We start from the raw sequence: 15,925 nt of genomic DNA on the forward strand, positions 1-15,925 counted from the left end.
CCCGCCCCCCGCAGCCCAAATATTCCAATTCGATATACAATAAAACACTACAAAAACTATCAGTTAAATTGCCCCTAGTCGTGCGGGGCTGCGCGATCCTCTCTGCTGACAAGCTACGGGAAAGATTTTGAGCAAAAAAATAAATTTTTATGTCCTTACCCCGCCCCGTCTCAGATACCCTTGTTGACCTGCTGAAGCCAATCGCACAGAGTTTGGGAGATCGATTGGGAGCAACTGTTACCAGCTATTCTTTTTCTGAAGGGTCATCGGGAGTCCAGGCCCTTCGTCACCAAGTCAAAAAAGATCGGCGCTGGATTCAAGCACAAATTCAATTTCTACAGCGGCAAGAACGTCGGGAACAAGAATTAAGAGAGATTACGAGCGTAGAAAAAGTACGCGCTAACGAGCTAAGAGAAGAAGAATTAAGAGACAGGCGAGAAATTAGTAGATTGTGCCGGGAACTGATGCGGGAGTTGCAAGCAGAAGCAATTAAGATCAAGCTGAGTGAGATTCAAATTATTTGGGATCGAGATACTTGGTTTTCCAATTTGAGCAGACAGGAAACAGAGCAAATTTTGCAGCAGCAACAACACCGATTATTGTTGTTAGTTTCTCCAGCCAAAATTAGCAAAGATTGCCCAGATTCTTTCCGGCATAACTTAAATATTGAATTACCCGCTAAGTTGAGAGCCTTTTTGAGCCAGTATTATCCTCAACATAGTGAAACTTGTCCAGTTCAGTTTTACGGTGACTATTTTAAACAGCCAATTTCTGATATTGATGTGGAGCGGTTGCAGACAATTTTAGGCCCAGTGCCGACAGCGATTCTTTATAGTGATATCAGCGACTATGAAGTGAATTTTCATGTTGGTTTTTGGGGAATGGTAAATCAAACTGTTTCCTTGGTATCCATTCAGCCTTGGAACTGGGAAAAAGTTTATGAACAGTTGGGAGCAGATGGTACTGATGAAAAAGTATGTCTACGAATTATTAGACAAATAATTGTTTCAATACATAAGCTATTAGCAGGATTTTTAGCAGATTTATATTACTTAACTATCGATTTTAACTATGAACCACAACTTTACTATTTAAAATCTGAATTCGTTCAAGAATGGTTTGCTCAAGAATGGGTTGAACCTTATATTGAAAGCCTGAAAGTGATTCAGCGACAGCAACGAGCCGCTTGTGAAGTAGAGTTACGCCGACTGGCAGATCGAGAAAGTAGAGCTAAGCTTCAGCGCGATCTTTTAGGCGAAGCTGAGCGTCAGCGCCGAGAAAAAGCTGCGGCTGAATACAAGCGGCAAGAACAAGAAGTGTCTAAAGTTAAAACTCAGATATGGCAATGTGTTTACACTTTACCTGGACATTCATCCTTTGTAAATTCGATTGCTATTAGTCCCGATGGACTAATTCTAGCTAGTGGGAGTTGGGACAGAACTATTAAGCTCTGGAACTTAGAAACGGGGGAGTTGACAAGCACTTTAACTGGACATTCAGATCGAGTAAATTCGGTGGCGATTAGCTCTAATGGAGATATTCTTGTTAGTGGTAGTTCTGACGAGACTATTAAACTTTGGAATCTGCATAGCGGGGAGTTGCTTTGCACTCTTCCCGGACATTCTATTGGGGTTAATTCTGTTGCTATTAGTCCTGATGGGAAACTTATAGCTAGCTGTGGCGGTAGTGACTATACAATTAAGCTTTGGCATCTGGAAGGTGGCGAATTACTGCGGACTTTGAGGGGGCATTTAGATGATGTTAATGCTGTGGTTTTTAGTCCTGATGGTCAAGTTTTGGCGAGTGGAAGTTCGGATGCGACGAGTAAGGTTTGGGATGTGGAAACTGGAGAGTTACAGCGTACTCTTTCTGGTTTGAATTTGGGGGTTAATTCTATTGCGATTAGTCCTGATGGAGAGACGCTTGTAAGTGTGAGGAATGATTACACGATTAAGCTGCGAAATTTGCCGACGGGGAGGCTGATGCGAATTTTGAGTAATAATCAACGTAGAGGTAATGATGTTGGCAATTCTAGCAGGGGTAATGCGCCACACATTTTGAGGAATTATGTAGGTAGAGGTAATTCGGTGGCGATTAGTCCTGATGGCTTGACTCTGGCTAGCGGCAGTGATGATAATACGATTAAGATTTGGAATGTGGCGACTGGGCAACTGATGACTACTCTGACGGGGCATTCGGGGACGGTTTATTCGGTGGCGATCGCACGGGATGGCAATACTCTAGTCAGTGGTAGTGCGGATGAGACGATTAAGGTTTGGCGGCGGGATTAAGGCAATTAGGGTGGCGCTGCTTTGGGAAGGAGAAAAGAATTTTTTTTAGTGCTTGCGGATTTGGAAAAGGTGTGTTACGATGATAAATCGAAGTGCTGGCGTAGCTCAGTGGTAGAGCAGCTGATTTGTAATCAGCCGGTCATGGGTTCAAATCCGATCGCCAGCTTTTTTAGTTGAAGCTAATTTATTGACGCTCAAACTATGCTTCATCGCTTACAGGCGATCGCGATCGCGACTCTACTCTTTAATATTTCTACTATTGCTTTAGCTCAAATTGACCAGAACCCCTCACCAGATCGAAATGGGAATTATAACACAATTCAGAGGAAAGATGTCAACGGTAAACAAATGGAAGGAGTTTACTACGAACACCGTTCATGGATAGTTATTGCTACCAGTCTTAACTGTCGTAGTGCCCCTGGAACTCAAAACCAAATTGTCCGAAGATTTGCTAAAAATCAACTAATTGAAGCTGCTAGTTTTGGTCGTGGTGGTTCTGATGAAGTCGTGGTGATTCAGCGAGATGCTAGTGGGAAACCCTGGATGCGAGTGAATTTAAAACCAGGTCAATGTTTTGTCAGAGCAAATCACCAGTATATTGAACCTAACTCGTTGGAATAATTAACTACACCCTCAAGACAAATATCACCTTAATCCAAGGTATTACTAATCTCTTAATTTAGAAGCGGGTGGCGGGAATCGAACCCGCATTATTAGCTTGGAAGGCTAAAGTTTTACCACTAAACTACACCCGCACAGACTTAATTACCATAACACAGATTTCGCAAAAGTGCAAGTAATCTGAAAATTTTCCTAATCTATAGCTTAAAGCGCTTTAACAGTAAGTCTTAGCCACAGTTCTGAATATACAGCTTGACCGCCAGAGTGGGCGGCTTGAAATTCCCAATTTTTGAGCAATTCTTTCGCAAATCCCAGATAATCAGTATTTTTAGGTTCCGAAGACCCTTTAGTGCCATCTTCAACTGCATTTACCTCCCGAACGATCGTAAGTTTTCCTTTCTCATCAATTTCGACAAGCACTTCCAAAGTTAAAGCAGAACCGGAACTCAGCCCAATTTCCAGGGGATTGAGAACAGGCGAAAACTGCCTCTGATTTTGCACTGGTTTAGCTAGTCGATCGGGGATATCCCTGTCTCCGCTGCGAATGCTACCTAAATCAAAGGTTGCTAGAACACTACCGTTATTCTGACTCCCAGAGGGTTGAGGCTTTGGGGAAGGTGTGGGTGGTGTTGGCATTACAGGTTTGCGATCGCCTAAAGTACCAGGTGGATAAGGTATTGCCCTTACAGGACGCGATCGCTTAACTACAGGTTTTGGAGTTACAGTAGGTTTAGGTACTGGTGTAGAAGGCGATCGCTTAACTACAGGTTTTGGAGTTACAGTAGGTTTAGGTACTGGTGTAGAAGGCGATCGCTTAACTACAGGTTTTGGAGTTACAGTAGGTTTAGGTACTGGTGTAGAAGGCGATCGCACAACTACAGGTTTTACAGCTACAGTGGTTTTAGGTACTGGTGTAGAAGGCGATCGCACAACAACAGGTTTTGGAGTTACAGTAGGTTTAGGTACTGGTTTAGAAGGCGATCGCTTAACTACAGGTTTTGGAGTTACAGTAGGTTTAGGTAGTGGTTTAGAAGGCGATCGCACAGCAACAGGTTTTACAGCTACAGTAGGTTTAGGTAGTGGTTTAGAAGGCGATCGCACAGCAACAGGTTTTACAGCTACAGTAGGTTTAGGTACTGGTTTAGAAGGCGATCGCACAGCAACAGGTTTTACAGCTACCTTCTTCTGAGCATTCGCAATGACTTGAGCATCAGGTATAGTACCCTTGCTAGTTATAGACGGCGATATTTTACTGTTAATTACTACCGGAGAAACAGGTTTACGAGATTCTACAATCGGATCGATTTCAATCAACTCAACCGATACAGGTTCCTTCTGAACTGTATTCATAGAATCAACAGCACCAAGACGGATCGAACAGAAAGCCACTGCGTGTAAAACAACAGATCCGAAAAGCGCAGCCATCGACAATATTGGCGACTCAGAATGGCGCTGGAAAGTATAATTTTTCTTATAAAGGGTTCTAGTCATAGGAAAATAAGTAGTAAATATTGCAGTTAACAATTAACCGTTAACCGTTAACCGTTAACCGTTAACAGTTAACCGTTAACCGTTAACAGTTAACTTCCTTCTTCCAACTACCTTTTCACTACAAAAGTCAGCACAGTTTCATCAATCCCCTTAAGTTGTAGCGACTTGTACTTAATAATTTCATCCTCATCCAAATAATCCGCCACCGCCGCCGAAACAATCACCGTATTTGGTTCCGCAGCCTCTTGTAGCCGCGCCGCAATATTCACACTCGGCCCAATCGCCGTATAATCCGATCGCTCCTCACTACCAAACATCCCCACCACAGCAGTACCCTGATGAATACCACAGCGGAAACGCACTAGAGGAACATCATTAACCCCCACAAGGCCCTGTTCTTGCCAGCGCTCATTCAGCTCATCCAGAGCCAAAAGCATACTCCGAGCCGAAGCCACCGCACGGCGCACCTGTTCATTAGGAGTCAACTCCTCCGGCGCACCATAAAGAGCCATCACCGCATCCCCCACAAACTTATCCACCGTACCGCCATTATTGAACACAGCCTTAGTCATGGCCGCCAAATACTCATTTAATAACTCAGCTACTCGGCGCGATCGCAAAGTATTCGCCAAAGCAGTAAAACCCACAATATCGCTAAATAAAATTGTAATCAGGCGCGGTTCCGGGCGCAAATCCAGACTTAATTCCCCCGCCGCCGCCGCCTTCACCATCGAAGGCGGTAAAAACCTACCCAGCACTGACTCAGTTAAATAAGTATTCAACTGCTGCACCCGACGCTCATTTTGCTTCAGCGCCACCAAATTTCGCACCTCAGCCAACAGTTCCCGGTCATTAAAAGGCTTAGACAAATAAGCATCCGCCCCCCGTTCTACTCCCTCAATTCTAGTATCTTCATCCGCCTTTGCTGTTAGCAAAATCACAGGCGTACCTTTGAGCAAATCATCCTCACGGATCATCCGAATCAAATCCAAACCAGACACCACAGGCATCATCAAATCCGTCACAATTACATCCGGGTCGTCGCTTTTTGCCATTTCTAAACCTTCAGCTCCATTACGAGCAAGTACCACAGAAAAATTAGCTTGGCGTAAAATTCTTGCTACATAAGTACGCAAATCTGGATTATCATCAACCACCAACACAGTAGGCAATCTTTCGGATTTACCTTCGGATTTAACTAAATCGCTTACAATAGAAGTCTCTTGTGTTTCTTCTTCCTCAAGCATATCTGTCTCCACATCCGCCAATTCCACCGCCGCCTTAGCAGAGTGAAAGTCAGCAGGCACTTCTAGCAAGCGATCTGCGGGCAAATGTGTCGTACCCTTAACCAGCCAAACCGTGAAAGTAGAGCCTTCACCATAAACTGACTCTACGGAAATTTTACCTGCGTGCAGTTCTACCAGTTCCTTCACCAAAGCGAGGCCTAAACCACTACCTTCATAGGAGCGAGAAGCGGAGCCTTCAGCTTGACGGAAACGCTCAAATAGGTAGGGAATTTGTTCTGTGCGGATGCCAATACCACTATCTTTGACCTGAAGCAAACAGTGTGAACTAGCATTACTAAGGCTGATAGTAATGTTCCCTCCTGACGGGGTAAATTTCATTGCATTGGATAGAAGGTTGTAGAGCACTTTGTCAAACCTTTCAATATCCAAATATAGGTGAGGGCAATCCTCCAATTGAGTGACAAGATTGATACCTTTCTTTTCACAGTAGGGACGGAAGGACTCAACGGTACTGCGACAGAATCCTACTAGGTCAGTGGGGCGAAAACTCGGCTGCATCTTACCAGCATCAAGGCGTTGCAAATCAAGTAGTTGATTTACTAACCGTAGCAGGCGGCGGGAATTGCGGAGGGCGATCGCAGCTTGTTCGTAAGGTAAATCCTGTTTCAAACTGACTGCTGACTCCAGAGGCCCAATCGTTAAAGTTAGCGGCGTGCGGAACTCGTGAGAGATATTTTGGAAAAATTCAGTTTTGAGGCGATCGGCTTCCAGCAGTCGTTCTGCCTGCTGTCTAGTAGTCTGATAGAGGCGCGATTGCTGCACTGCTAGGGATGCTTGGGTGGCAACTACTTGTGCCAGCTCGATTTCCCAGGGTAGCCAGCGGCGGGTGGATCGATTTTGGCGTAGGGAAATGCTACCGATAATCTTGCCATCAGAGATGAGAGGGACTACCAGTAAAGCGCGGGCAGGCGATCGCAATGGTAATTCAGTTACCGTAAACTCTGGATGCTGGTTAAGGTCTGCGATCGCGACAGGTTGTTTCGAGAACATCACTTCCTGCAACACCGGATTACCTCGAATCGGCACCACAGACTGAGGCAAAGAATAGGGAGTTGGAGAAGATGGGGAAAGATTTATCTCGCTCGTTTCCCCTACTCCCTCGCTCCCCCGCTCTACTGCTTCCCCATTCAACGATGGCCTCTGTCCTTCGGCAAATTCTCCTACAGCTACCGCATTGATCGCAGCATCATAGAGGCCTACACACTGGACATACTCATCGTCTTCTGTCCACAGGGACAGGGCGCAGCCATCAATATGTAGTGCTTGCCCCAATTGTTGGGTAATAGCGGCAAAGATATTTTGGGGGTCAAGAGAGGAGCGAATCGCTGAGGTAATAGTATTAACAAGAGCTTCTCGTTTTGCTAACGCCCTAACTTGCTCGTAGGCCCGCGCTTGGGAAAGAGCTAAAGCGGCTTGGTCAGCAACGGTAATTACTAACTGCACTTCATGATCTTGCCACTGGCGGGAATCCTCAAACTGGTGTAGCGCCAACACGGCCATCAGTTCCATTTGATAGAACAGTGGCACTATTAAGCTGGTGCGGATATTCGCAGCCAAATAAGCCTGTTTCCGTTCCCAGTTTTCCGGGTTCTGCACCCGTTCATCGCTTTGAGCATCTTGGATCACCTCTACATCCAGAGTTTCCCAAACTAAAAGCGGTAAAATTTCGGGTGAGAGGGAAGAGGAAGAGGGGGAGACTGGGAAACTAGGAGAGGGGGAGATAGGGAGAGGGGAATGTAGGAAGGGTAAGGAAGATTTAGCTTCCCCATCTCCTCCATCTACCCATCTCCCCCTCTCCCCCGCTCCCCTGCTCCCCTGCTCCCCTTCTAACCCTTTAGGTCTTGGTTCTTGCTTTTCATAAAGAAACCACTCCTCAGCCATTTGACCGTCTTGAAAGGGCCGCAACAGGCAGCAGCTTACGTCAAACATATGACCTACGGTTTCGACTATTCTTTGGAGCATCTGCCGGTAATCCGGTGCAGAGCGAATGGTATTAGTGACAGCGTAAAGTAGAGATCCTTGCTTGAGCGCCCGCCGCAGTTCTTCTGTCCGGGCTTTGAGGACGTTGTGAGTATCGACTGCTTGACTAACTAGGGCTTTGAGTTCTTCGGCATCCCAAGGTTTTGTAACATATTTAAATACTTTGCCAGAGTTAATAGCTTCTACTAGGTCTTCTACATCTGTATAGCCCGTTAATATAATTCTAATTACATCAGGATAGCTAGTGGCAGCTAGACTGAGGAACTCTGTACCGCTCATTTGTGGCATCCGCTGATCGGAGATAATTACCGCGATTTCTCCTTCTGCGGCTAAAATTTCCAAGGCAGCAGGGCCCGAATCTGCTCTGAGCACTTTGTAGTCCCGATGGAAGGTGCGGTAAAGCAGGTCGAGGTTATCAGGTTCGTCATCGACGACCAATAGTTTTAATTTACGGTTAGTTTGGGAATTCATAGCGATTCTCCAAAACGAAAACCCATCGCCTTTTGCGCTGGAGGAGTTCTTGACTCTTTCGGCACAACCACTTGACATTAGTGAACAAATATGTTACTGCTAGATTGTAAGATTTTACTAAGACACAAAGACCCGAAATGTCAGGGTTGAAACTCCTCAAACCTAAGTGATTTGAGTTTAAAAACTCAAGCCTAGTGGTTAAATATAGGGCAATCGGCGAGTGAATCAAGCAGGGTAAAAAAGTTGAATTTGTAGTATGTTCGCAAGTAGGGGCGGCTTGGTCAACGTCTTCTCTAGTCAGTCCAAATATCTGTAAACCCGCCCCAGCTGCAACCCTGCAAGGGCTAAATTCTAAGGAGAATCGGTACTGCCTAGAGGCAGAAGTCACTAGCAAGGATGGCGAGAGCGAAAAGAAAAAGAGAACAGGGGAAAGGGGAAAGGAGAGATTTTCTCTTCCTTCTTCCTTCTTCCTTCTTCCTTCTTCCCTCTTAGCTGTTGTTTTGGGGCTGTCCTGTTGCATAAACCGCTATCCGTCTGAATGGTGAAAGCAAAGAGGGTGAGTATAGTTCACAGCCATAGCTGTTTTCTAAGTAATCTCATCCTTTACCAGTGTGAGAGTTTCAACCGTTCATCTTAACTACGGTTGCGCTCACGAGGAAACAAGAGTTTAAATAGTGACCCAATTGCGGGGATTCATCCTGATGTCTAATTATTATTAACACAGTTGCGGTATTGGCGAGTACGGCTTGGGGGCATTCCTGTCTCTGGGCTAGACTGAAAATGCTAAGGCTAATCTGGACTTTAGCGGGAAAAGGGTCATGGGAAGACTGTTTCCCGGTAGGGGAGGCAAAAATCTACTCCTCGTTCAATGGTGGCATAATCCTGACTCTAATTCCTATGGCAATTGGATAGGGCGCTCAATTTAATTTGTAAGTATGAGTCTGGGTGATTCTGATAGGCTAATAATTAAAACTTGGCTAAAACTTGGCTTGGAGTTGTGAATCCTTTCTTTTTTTCTTCAATGTCCCGCGATTTAGAAAGCTTCCGATGTCCGTCTGGCCCCTCTTGCTTTCTGATCCGGACGGCTGTATCTAAGGATCTGACGCAGTTGGCTGAAATTTTGGCTCTGAGCTTTCACTCTCGCGAGGGGATTATGGAGTTGATTTATCCACTGTTGCGGCTGGGTATTTATGAAGATTTGAGAAATCGACTGCGATCGGTTTCGGATCGTTATATTTGTTTGGCGGCGGAGCTAGTCTCTAGCAGGGAGGGGACACAGGGTAGGTCGGGAACGGGGGATTTGGCGGGAACGGTGGAAATGGCTTTGCGATCGCGCCATCCTTGGCGGATGTCAAATTCTGAGTATCCTTATTTGTCAAATTTGGCTGTGCACCCCAATTGTCGCCGGCTGGGGGTTGCTCAACAATTATTGAGCAATTGTGAGCGTGTGGCGATCGAGTGGGGATTTTCTGATATTTACCTGCACGTATTAGAAAATAATCATGCGGCACGTAGGCTTTATTTTAAGGCTGGCTATCAGTTGCAGCAGGTTGATTGGAATTGGACTTGTTTGTTTTTCCGTCAACCTCGGCGGTTGTTTTTGCGGAAAAATCTTGCGTCTGCACCGATGGCGTAACGCCGGCTTCTGGGTGGTAGAATACCGCCCGGAGGGCGGCGTTACAAACAATTATGTAAGTCCTAATGTCGGCACTAGAAAAGCCCATTCATCGGCAATTTCTTCGATAATTTTAGCGGTAGGTTTGCCTGCTCCATGTCCGGCTTTGGTTTCAATGCGAATTAACACTGGTCGCTCGCCTTGGTGGGTTTCTTGTAATGCAGCGGTAAATTTGAAACTGTGAGCGGGAACTACTCGATCGTCGTGGTCTGCTGTGGTAATCATTGTCGCGGGATAAGTGGTTCCAGGTTTGAGATTGTGGAGGGGAGAATAACCATAAAGAACCTGAAATTCCGCTTGATTTTCAGGGGAACCATACTCGGAACACCACGCCCAGCCAATGGTAAATTTATGGAATCGCAACATATCCATAACGCCGACTGCGGGGAGTGCTGCGCCGAATAATTCGGGGCGCTGTGTCATGCAGGCTCCTACTAATAATCCGCCGTTACTACCGCCTGCGATCGCTAATTTGGCTGGGGTGGTGTATTTGTTGTCTATTAACCATTCTGCGGCAGCTATGAAGTCATCAAATACATTTTGTTTGTTTAGTTTTGTGCCTGCTTGATGCCATTCTTCGCCGTATTCACCACCGCCCCGTAAGTTGGCGATCGCGTAAATTCCTCCCATTTCTAACCAAACTACTCTACTGACAGAAAAGCTGGGGGTGATTGATGCCCCAAAACCACCGTAGCCGTAAAGATATGTGGGGTTATTTCCATCTAGTTGCAATCCCTTTTTATGGGTGATAAACATCGGTACTTTTGTGCCATCTTTGCTGCTGTAAAATATTTGTTTGGTTTCGTAATCGTCGGGGTTGAAGTCTACCTTGGGCTGACGATAAAGCGTGCTTTCACCTGTGACCATATCATAGTGATAGATGGTGTTGGGTGTTGTAAAACTGGTGTAACTGTAAAAGGTTTCGGTGTCGTGGCGTTTGCCGCCAAAGCCTCCAGCAGAACCTATTCCTGGCAAGGCTACTTCTCTGACAAATGAACCTTCTAAATTAAAGATTTTAATCTGAGTGTAAGCGTCTTTCAGGTAAGAGGTAACGAATTGATTATTGAGGATGCCGATGCCTTGGAGAGTTTCGGTGGATTGAGGTATAACTTCTGTGCTATTGTTAGTGGTAGTATCAATGGCAATGACGCGACGGCGAGGTGCATCTAGGTCAGTTTGAAACCAGAATAGAGAGCCTTCGTTGTCGATGAATCCATATTCGGCATCGAACTCACTAATTAATTCTATTACTTCTGCTTCTGGATTGGTCAAATCTTTGTAAAAGATTAAGTTTTGCGGATCTGTTCCCCGCCAAACTGAGACGATTAAGTATTTGCCGTCTTCGCTAACTCCGCCGCTGAATCCCCATTCTTTTTGGTCTGGGCGTTCATAAATTAGTACGTCTTCAGATTGAGCTGTACCGAGACGGTGGTAGTACAATTTTTGGTAATAGTTAACGTCTTCTAGTTTGCTTTTTTCGTTTTGTTCGTCGTAGCGACTGTAAAAAAATCCTTGATGGTCGTGCGTCCAAGATGCACCAGAGAATTTTACCCATTGTAAATTGTCTGATAAATCTTTACCTGTTTCGACATCTCTGATTTTCCATTCTTGCCAATCGGAACCGGAGGCGGATAAACCATAGGCCATTAGTTTACCATTTTCGCTGATAGCGATGCCAGAAAGGGCGATGGTTCCATCTTCGGAAAGGGTGTTGGGGTCTATTAAAACTTTGGCTTCGCCGTCGAGGGAGGTTAAGGTATAGAGGACTGATTGATTTTGGAGGCCGTTGTTTTTGAAGTAAAAGTAGCGATCGCCTTCTTTGAAGGGGATGCTATATTTTTCGTAGTCCCACAGTTGAGTTAGCCGCTGTTTAATTTTTTCGCGGGCGGGAATTTCGCTAAGATAGGCGAAGGTGACTTGATTTTGAGCTTCTACCCAAGCCTTGGTTTCCTCTGAGTCGGGGTCTTCTAGCCAGCGGTAAGGGTCTGCAACTTTTATGCCGTGATATTCATCGATTTGCTCGATTTTGGGGCTGGTCGGGTAAGTTAGATGTTGAGTGCGATCGGGCATAATTTTGGAGTATGGTCAATATTGTCCAGTTTAGCGCTGAAGAGTCAGTTAGTGTGGGGGTAATTTTATAGACCTGGCTGCTATTATGTTTTGTGTATTAATCTAGATTATGATGATGAGGTAATTTTTGAATCGTTTGTTTCGCTGTGTTACTGAGCTAATGATATTAAGTTATACACTTCTAATCATTTGAATGTGAATGAAACATCAGCGATCTTCTTTTAGTCAATTATAATAGTTGTTACTACCATTTCACTGAAACTAGCTATGAATCAACTACCCAATCAAACACCCGATCCTTTTGACACGAATCAACCCTCTAATCGGTTCGACCCGCAAAATCTAGGGAAGGAACTAGATAGGCAAAATGTGGATAGACCAATAGTCTACCATCCCGACACTAAAAAAGTTTTGCAAAAAGTCTTTATTATGCTAATTGTTGGGGGCGTAATTGTTGGGGGAATTCTATCTATAGGAATTCTGAAACTGATGAAAAATTATGGTTTGACAAATGTGCCGCCGAGGGAACAGAAGGTAAAGTAGAATTTTGTTAAGTGTTATCTTGCAGTGCGATCGCACTTCCTGAAGCTAGGATAAAGTCACCAACATTTCAAAAAAAATTGATGATTCAAACCCCGACAATTACAGCAAGTGCGATCGCTTGCGGTTTTCACGCCCTCTCTGACCCTCTGCGGATTCAGGTAATCGAGTTACTGCGAGAACAGGAATTGTGCGTCTGCGATCTGTGCGATCGCCTCCATGTCCCCCAATCCAAACTCTCCTTTCACCTCAAAACCTTGAAGGAAGCAGCTTTAGTCCGCAGCCGCCAAGAGGGACGCTGGATCTACTACAGCCTCAACATTCCCCAGTTTGCCATCCTCGAACAGTACCTCGCTGAGTACCGCCGCTTCAGCCCGATCCTGTCTATCCGTTGCTGCGACACCCCTTAGTCTATCAACATTTCTTAATGTATTTTTTCTGTGCGTGTTATCCCCTATACTTGACATATCAACTTTTTTTGATATGGTGAAGTTGTGAACATGAAGTTTGGCATTAGGGCGAGGTCAATGAAAGCAACAAAGCAGGTCGATCCTCACACACTTAGTATAAAGCTTTTAGCACTTAGTGCTACAACGCTCCTAAATTCCTGTACTCAAGTGCAGTCACAAACGTCGCAGCCGATTAAAATCGACGGTTCCAGTACCGTTTATCCGATTACAGATGCGATCGCGAAAGACTTTCAAAAGACTCAAGGTACAAAAGTACCAATTACTGTTGAATTTTCCGGTACAGGTGGCGGATTTAGAAAGTTTTGTGCTGGCGAAATAGACATCAGTAATGCCTCACGACCAATTCGATCCGAAGAGATGGAAGCTTGCAACAAAGCGGGCATACGCTATTATGAATTACCCATCGCTTTTGATGCACTCACAGTAGTAGTTAATTCCCAAAATAGCTGGGCAAAAGACATCACAGTAGCAGAACTAAAAAAACTTTGGGAACCAGCCGCGCAAGGTAAAATTACCAAATGGAATCAGATTAGAAGCAGTTGGCCAAATCAACCCATTAACCTTTACGGTGCAGGTCAAGATTCCGGTACCTTTGACTACTTCACAGAAGCAGCAGTTGGTAAAGCTAAAGCCAGTCGTACTGACTACACAGCTAGTGAAGATGATAATGTTTTAGTGCAGGGAGTTATCAAAGATCCAAATGCCTTGGGTTACTTTGGCTTAAGCTATTACGAAGCTAATCAAACTCAATTAAAAGCATTAGAAATTGACAGCGGTAAAGGGCCAGTTATGCCCCGCCGCGAAACTGTAGAAAAGGCTCAGTATCAACCTCTTACGAGACCTCTTTTTATCTACATAAACTACACGGCTGCCCAAAACAAACCAGAGGTACGCGACTTCGTACAATTCTACATGGAGAAAGCACCAAAATCAGTCAATTCTGTAGGCTATATTCCATTGCCAAAAGAAGGCTATCAACTGATTTACAATAATTTCTACAACGGTAAAGTCGGGACTGTTTTCGGCGGCGAAGCTCGGTTTGACTTGACAATAGGAGAATTGTTGCGAAAAGAAAAAAAGTTTTAATTTTATTGATTTTTGATGGCAATAATGATGACAAAATTCACTCATAAACCCCGGATTTTATTTTTATATGGCTCTTTGCGAGAGCGTTCTTACAGTCGCCTACTTGCTGAAGAATCCGCCAGAATTATCGAAGAATTTGGGGCAGAAGTTAAATTTTTTAATCCCCGTGAATTACCGATTTATGGGAGTGTTCCTGATACTCATCCCAAAGTTCAAGAATTGCGTGATTTGAGCCTTTGGTCTGAAGGTCAAGTGTGGTCAAGTCCAGAAATGCACGGCAATATTAGCGGGATTATGAAAAACCAAATTGACTGGATTCCTTTAAGTTTAGGGGCCGTTAGACCAACTCAAGGTCGAACTTTAGCAGTGATGCAAGTTAGCGGCGGTTCCCAGTCTTTTAATGCTGTGAATACTCTGAGAATTTTGGGGCGATGGATGCGGATGTTTACCATACCAAATCAGTCTTCTGTGGCTAAAGCCTATCAGGAATTTAACGAAGATGGCACGATGAAAGATTCGGCTTATCGGGATCGCGCAATTGATGTGATGGAGGAACTTTATAAGTTTACTTTACTACTTCGCGACCAAGTAGATTATCTAACAGATCGCTACAGCGAACGAAAGGAAAAAGCCGCAAAGGAGATTATTGCTGTAGCTAATAACGCTCTTGAGGTTAATTCTAGCAAAAATACCGAGACTTGATATATTTGTAATGCTCAAGCTTTTTGCTCGGAAACTAAAAAATTCATTGTTCTGTAATTGCAAGAGAGAAGCGATCGCAGAATGCCTTGGCACTTTTATGCTAGTATTTGCAGGCACGGGTGCAGTAATGGTTAACAAAATCAGCGCGGGTGCTGTCACTCATTTAGGCATTAGCTTCGTCTTTGGAGCAGTAGTAACTGCTTTAATTTATACATTTGGACACATCAGCGGCGCACACTTTAATCCTGCTGTTACCTTGGGATTTTGGGCAAGTGGGTTTTTCCCAAAAACCAAAGTTCTACCCTATATTTTAGCTCAATCAACAGGAGCCGTATTAGCTTCAGCTTTATTGCTAATAGCCTTGGGCAAAATTGATAATCTAGGTGCAACTATTCCCCTCAAAAGTAATTGGCCGCAGTCTTTACTACTAGAAACAGTCCTGACTTTTATCTTAATGTTTGTCATTTTGGGTTCTGGACTGGATAGGCGAGCTCACATTGGCTTTGCAGGAATAGCAATTGGGTTAACTGTAGGATTAGAGGCTGCATTTATGGGGCCAATTACCGGAGCTAGCATGAATCCTGCGCGGTCTCTTGGCCCTGCTTTAGTCGGGGGAATTTGGGAACATCACTGGGTTTATTGGGTTGCTCCGATTTGGGGAGCACAATTAGCAGTGGCAGTTTATCGAGAACTGTCTAACGGATTTCGCGATATCAACTAAGGAGATTAATTATGTCACTGAAAAAAGTCATGTTTGTTTGCAAGAAAAACTCCTGCCGTTCCCAAATGGCAGAAGGATTTGCTAAAACATTAGGTAAGGGGAAAATTGAGGTAGCGAGTTCTGGGTTGGAATCTAGCAGAGTTCATCCAACGGCGATTCAAGTAATGTCTGAAATTGGTATTGATATCACAGATCAAACTTCAGATCCGTTAAGTAATTTTAATGCTGAGGATTACGATGCTGTGATTTCTTTGTGTGGCTGTGGTGTGAATTTACCGGAAGAATGGGTACTGCGAGAAGTGTTTGAAGATTGGCAACTTGATGACCCAGACGGACAGCCAATAGAGACATTTCATCGCGTTCGAGATGAGGTGAAGGAACGAGTTAATAAGTTGGTGGAGTCTTTAACAATAAAAACAGCAACAATTTAAGATTATTTCACAATCAGAACTTACGCAAAAGTATCCGTAACGCCGCCATCCTGGCGGTCAAAGAACCGC

12 protein-coding genes and 2 tRNA genes are annotated in these 15,925 nt (G+C 44.6%); 10 read left to right on the top strand and 4 right to left on the bottom strand.

The window, feature by feature from the left end; translation table 11 throughout:
* Positions 1 to 149: 149 nt before the first annotated feature.
* The 3 genes from PY364_RS16575 (at position 150) to PY364_RS16585 (ending at position 2,912) form a co-directional block, all read left to right on the top strand.
* On the top strand, positions 150 to 2,291 hold the full coding sequence (locus PY364_RS16575) for a serine/threonine protein kinase (RefSeq protein WP_275524143.1): 2,142 nt from the start codon (positions 150 to 152) through the stop codon (positions 2,289 to 2,291).
* A gap of 94 nt (positions 2,292 to 2,385) precedes the next feature.
* Positions 2,386 to 2,457: transfer RNA gene (locus tag PY364_RS16580), tRNA-Thr, on the top strand.
* A gap of 35 nt (positions 2,458 to 2,492) precedes the next feature.
* Entirely contained in the window at positions 2,493 to 2,912 is a 420-nt protein-coding gene (locus PY364_RS16585; RefSeq protein WP_275524145.1) for a hypothetical protein, read from the top strand.
* Between the two features lie 63 nt (positions 2,913 to 2,975).
* On the opposite strand, the gene PY364_RS16590 is transcribed toward PY364_RS16585, so the two are convergent.
* The 3 genes from PY364_RS16590 to PY364_RS16600 all read right to left on the bottom strand — a co-directional run bounded on the left by PY364_RS16590 (position 2,976) and on the right by PY364_RS16600 (position 8,161).
* Positions 2,976 to 3,046: transfer RNA gene (locus PY364_RS16590), tRNA-Gly, on the bottom strand.
* A 70-nt stretch (positions 3,047 to 3,116) separates the two neighbouring features.
* Entirely contained in the window at positions 3,117 to 4,403 is a 1,287-nt protein-coding gene (locus PY364_RS16595; RefSeq protein ID WP_275524146.1) for a hypothetical protein, read from the bottom strand.
* A 107-nt stretch (positions 4,404 to 4,510) separates the two neighbouring features.
* Positions 4,511 to 8,161, bottom strand: a complete 3,651-nt coding sequence (locus PY364_RS16600) for a response regulator (protein ID WP_275524148.1) — start codon at positions 8,159 to 8,161, stop codon at positions 4,511 to 4,513.
* A 1,108-nt stretch (positions 8,162 to 9,269) separates the two neighbouring features.
* Here PY364_RS16600 and PY364_RS16605 point away from each other — a divergent pair.
* Positions 9,270 to 9,797 carry a GNAT family N-acetyltransferase gene (locus PY364_RS16605; protein ID WP_275524151.1) on the top strand — a complete coding sequence of 176 codons (528 nt, stop codon included), beginning with the start codon at positions 9,270 to 9,272 and terminating at the stop codon, positions 9,795 to 9,797.
* A gap of 51 nt (positions 9,798 to 9,848) precedes the next feature.
* Here the strand turns inward: PY364_RS16605 and PY364_RS16610 are convergent, their stop codons facing one another.
* Positions 9,849 to 11,906 (bottom strand): prolyl oligopeptidase family serine peptidase, encoded by a 2,058-nt coding sequence (locus PY364_RS16610; protein ID WP_275524152.1) that lies wholly within the window; start codon positions 11,904 to 11,906, stop codon positions 9,849 to 9,851.
* 267 nt (positions 11,907 to 12,173) lie between these two features.
* On the opposite strand from PY364_RS16610, the gene PY364_RS16615 reads away from it, so the two are divergent.
* From PY364_RS16615 to arsC, 6 genes are all read left to right on the top strand, one after another.
* The gene (locus PY364_RS16615; RefSeq protein WP_275524153.1) at positions 12,174 to 12,449 is read left to right on the top strand and encodes a hypothetical protein; all 276 of its coding nucleotides are present in this window, start codon (positions 12,174 to 12,176) and stop codon (positions 12,447 to 12,449) included.
* 80 nt (positions 12,450 to 12,529) lie between these two features.
* Complete coding sequence (locus tag PY364_RS16620; protein ID WP_275524157.1) at positions 12,530 to 12,856, top strand: metalloregulator ArsR/SmtB family transcription factor; 327 nt, start codon at positions 12,530 to 12,532, stop codon at positions 12,854 to 12,856.
* A gap of 117 nt (positions 12,857 to 12,973) precedes the next feature.
* Complete coding sequence (locus tag PY364_RS16625; protein ID WP_275524154.1) at positions 12,974 to 14,002, top strand: PstS family phosphate ABC transporter substrate-binding protein; 1,029 nt, start codon at positions 12,974 to 12,976, stop codon at positions 14,000 to 14,002.
* A 27-nt stretch (positions 14,003 to 14,029) separates the two neighbouring features.
* Positions 14,030 to 14,704, top strand: a complete 675-nt coding sequence (arsH, locus tag PY364_RS16630; protein ID WP_275524159.1) for an arsenical resistance protein ArsH — start codon at positions 14,030 to 14,032, stop codon at positions 14,702 to 14,704.
* A 10-nt stretch (positions 14,705 to 14,714) separates the two neighbouring features.
* Positions 14,715 to 15,425 (top strand): MIP/aquaporin family protein, encoded by a 711-nt coding sequence (locus PY364_RS16635; protein WP_275524156.1) that lies wholly within the window; start codon positions 14,715 to 14,717, stop codon positions 15,423 to 15,425.
* Between the two features lie 17 nt (positions 15,426 to 15,442).
* Positions 15,443 to 15,856 (top strand): arsenate reductase, glutathione/glutaredoxin type, encoded by a 414-nt coding sequence (arsC, locus tag PY364_RS16640; RefSeq protein WP_275524160.1) that lies wholly within the window; start codon positions 15,443 to 15,445, stop codon positions 15,854 to 15,856.
* Positions 15,857 to 15,925: the final 69 nt, after the last annotated feature.

Origin of the sequence: Kamptonema sp. UHCC 0994, from assembly GCF_029167235.1 — a bacterium.
Lineage (GTDB): Bacteria > Cyanobacteriota > Cyanobacteriia > Cyanobacteriales > Microcoleaceae > Kamptonema.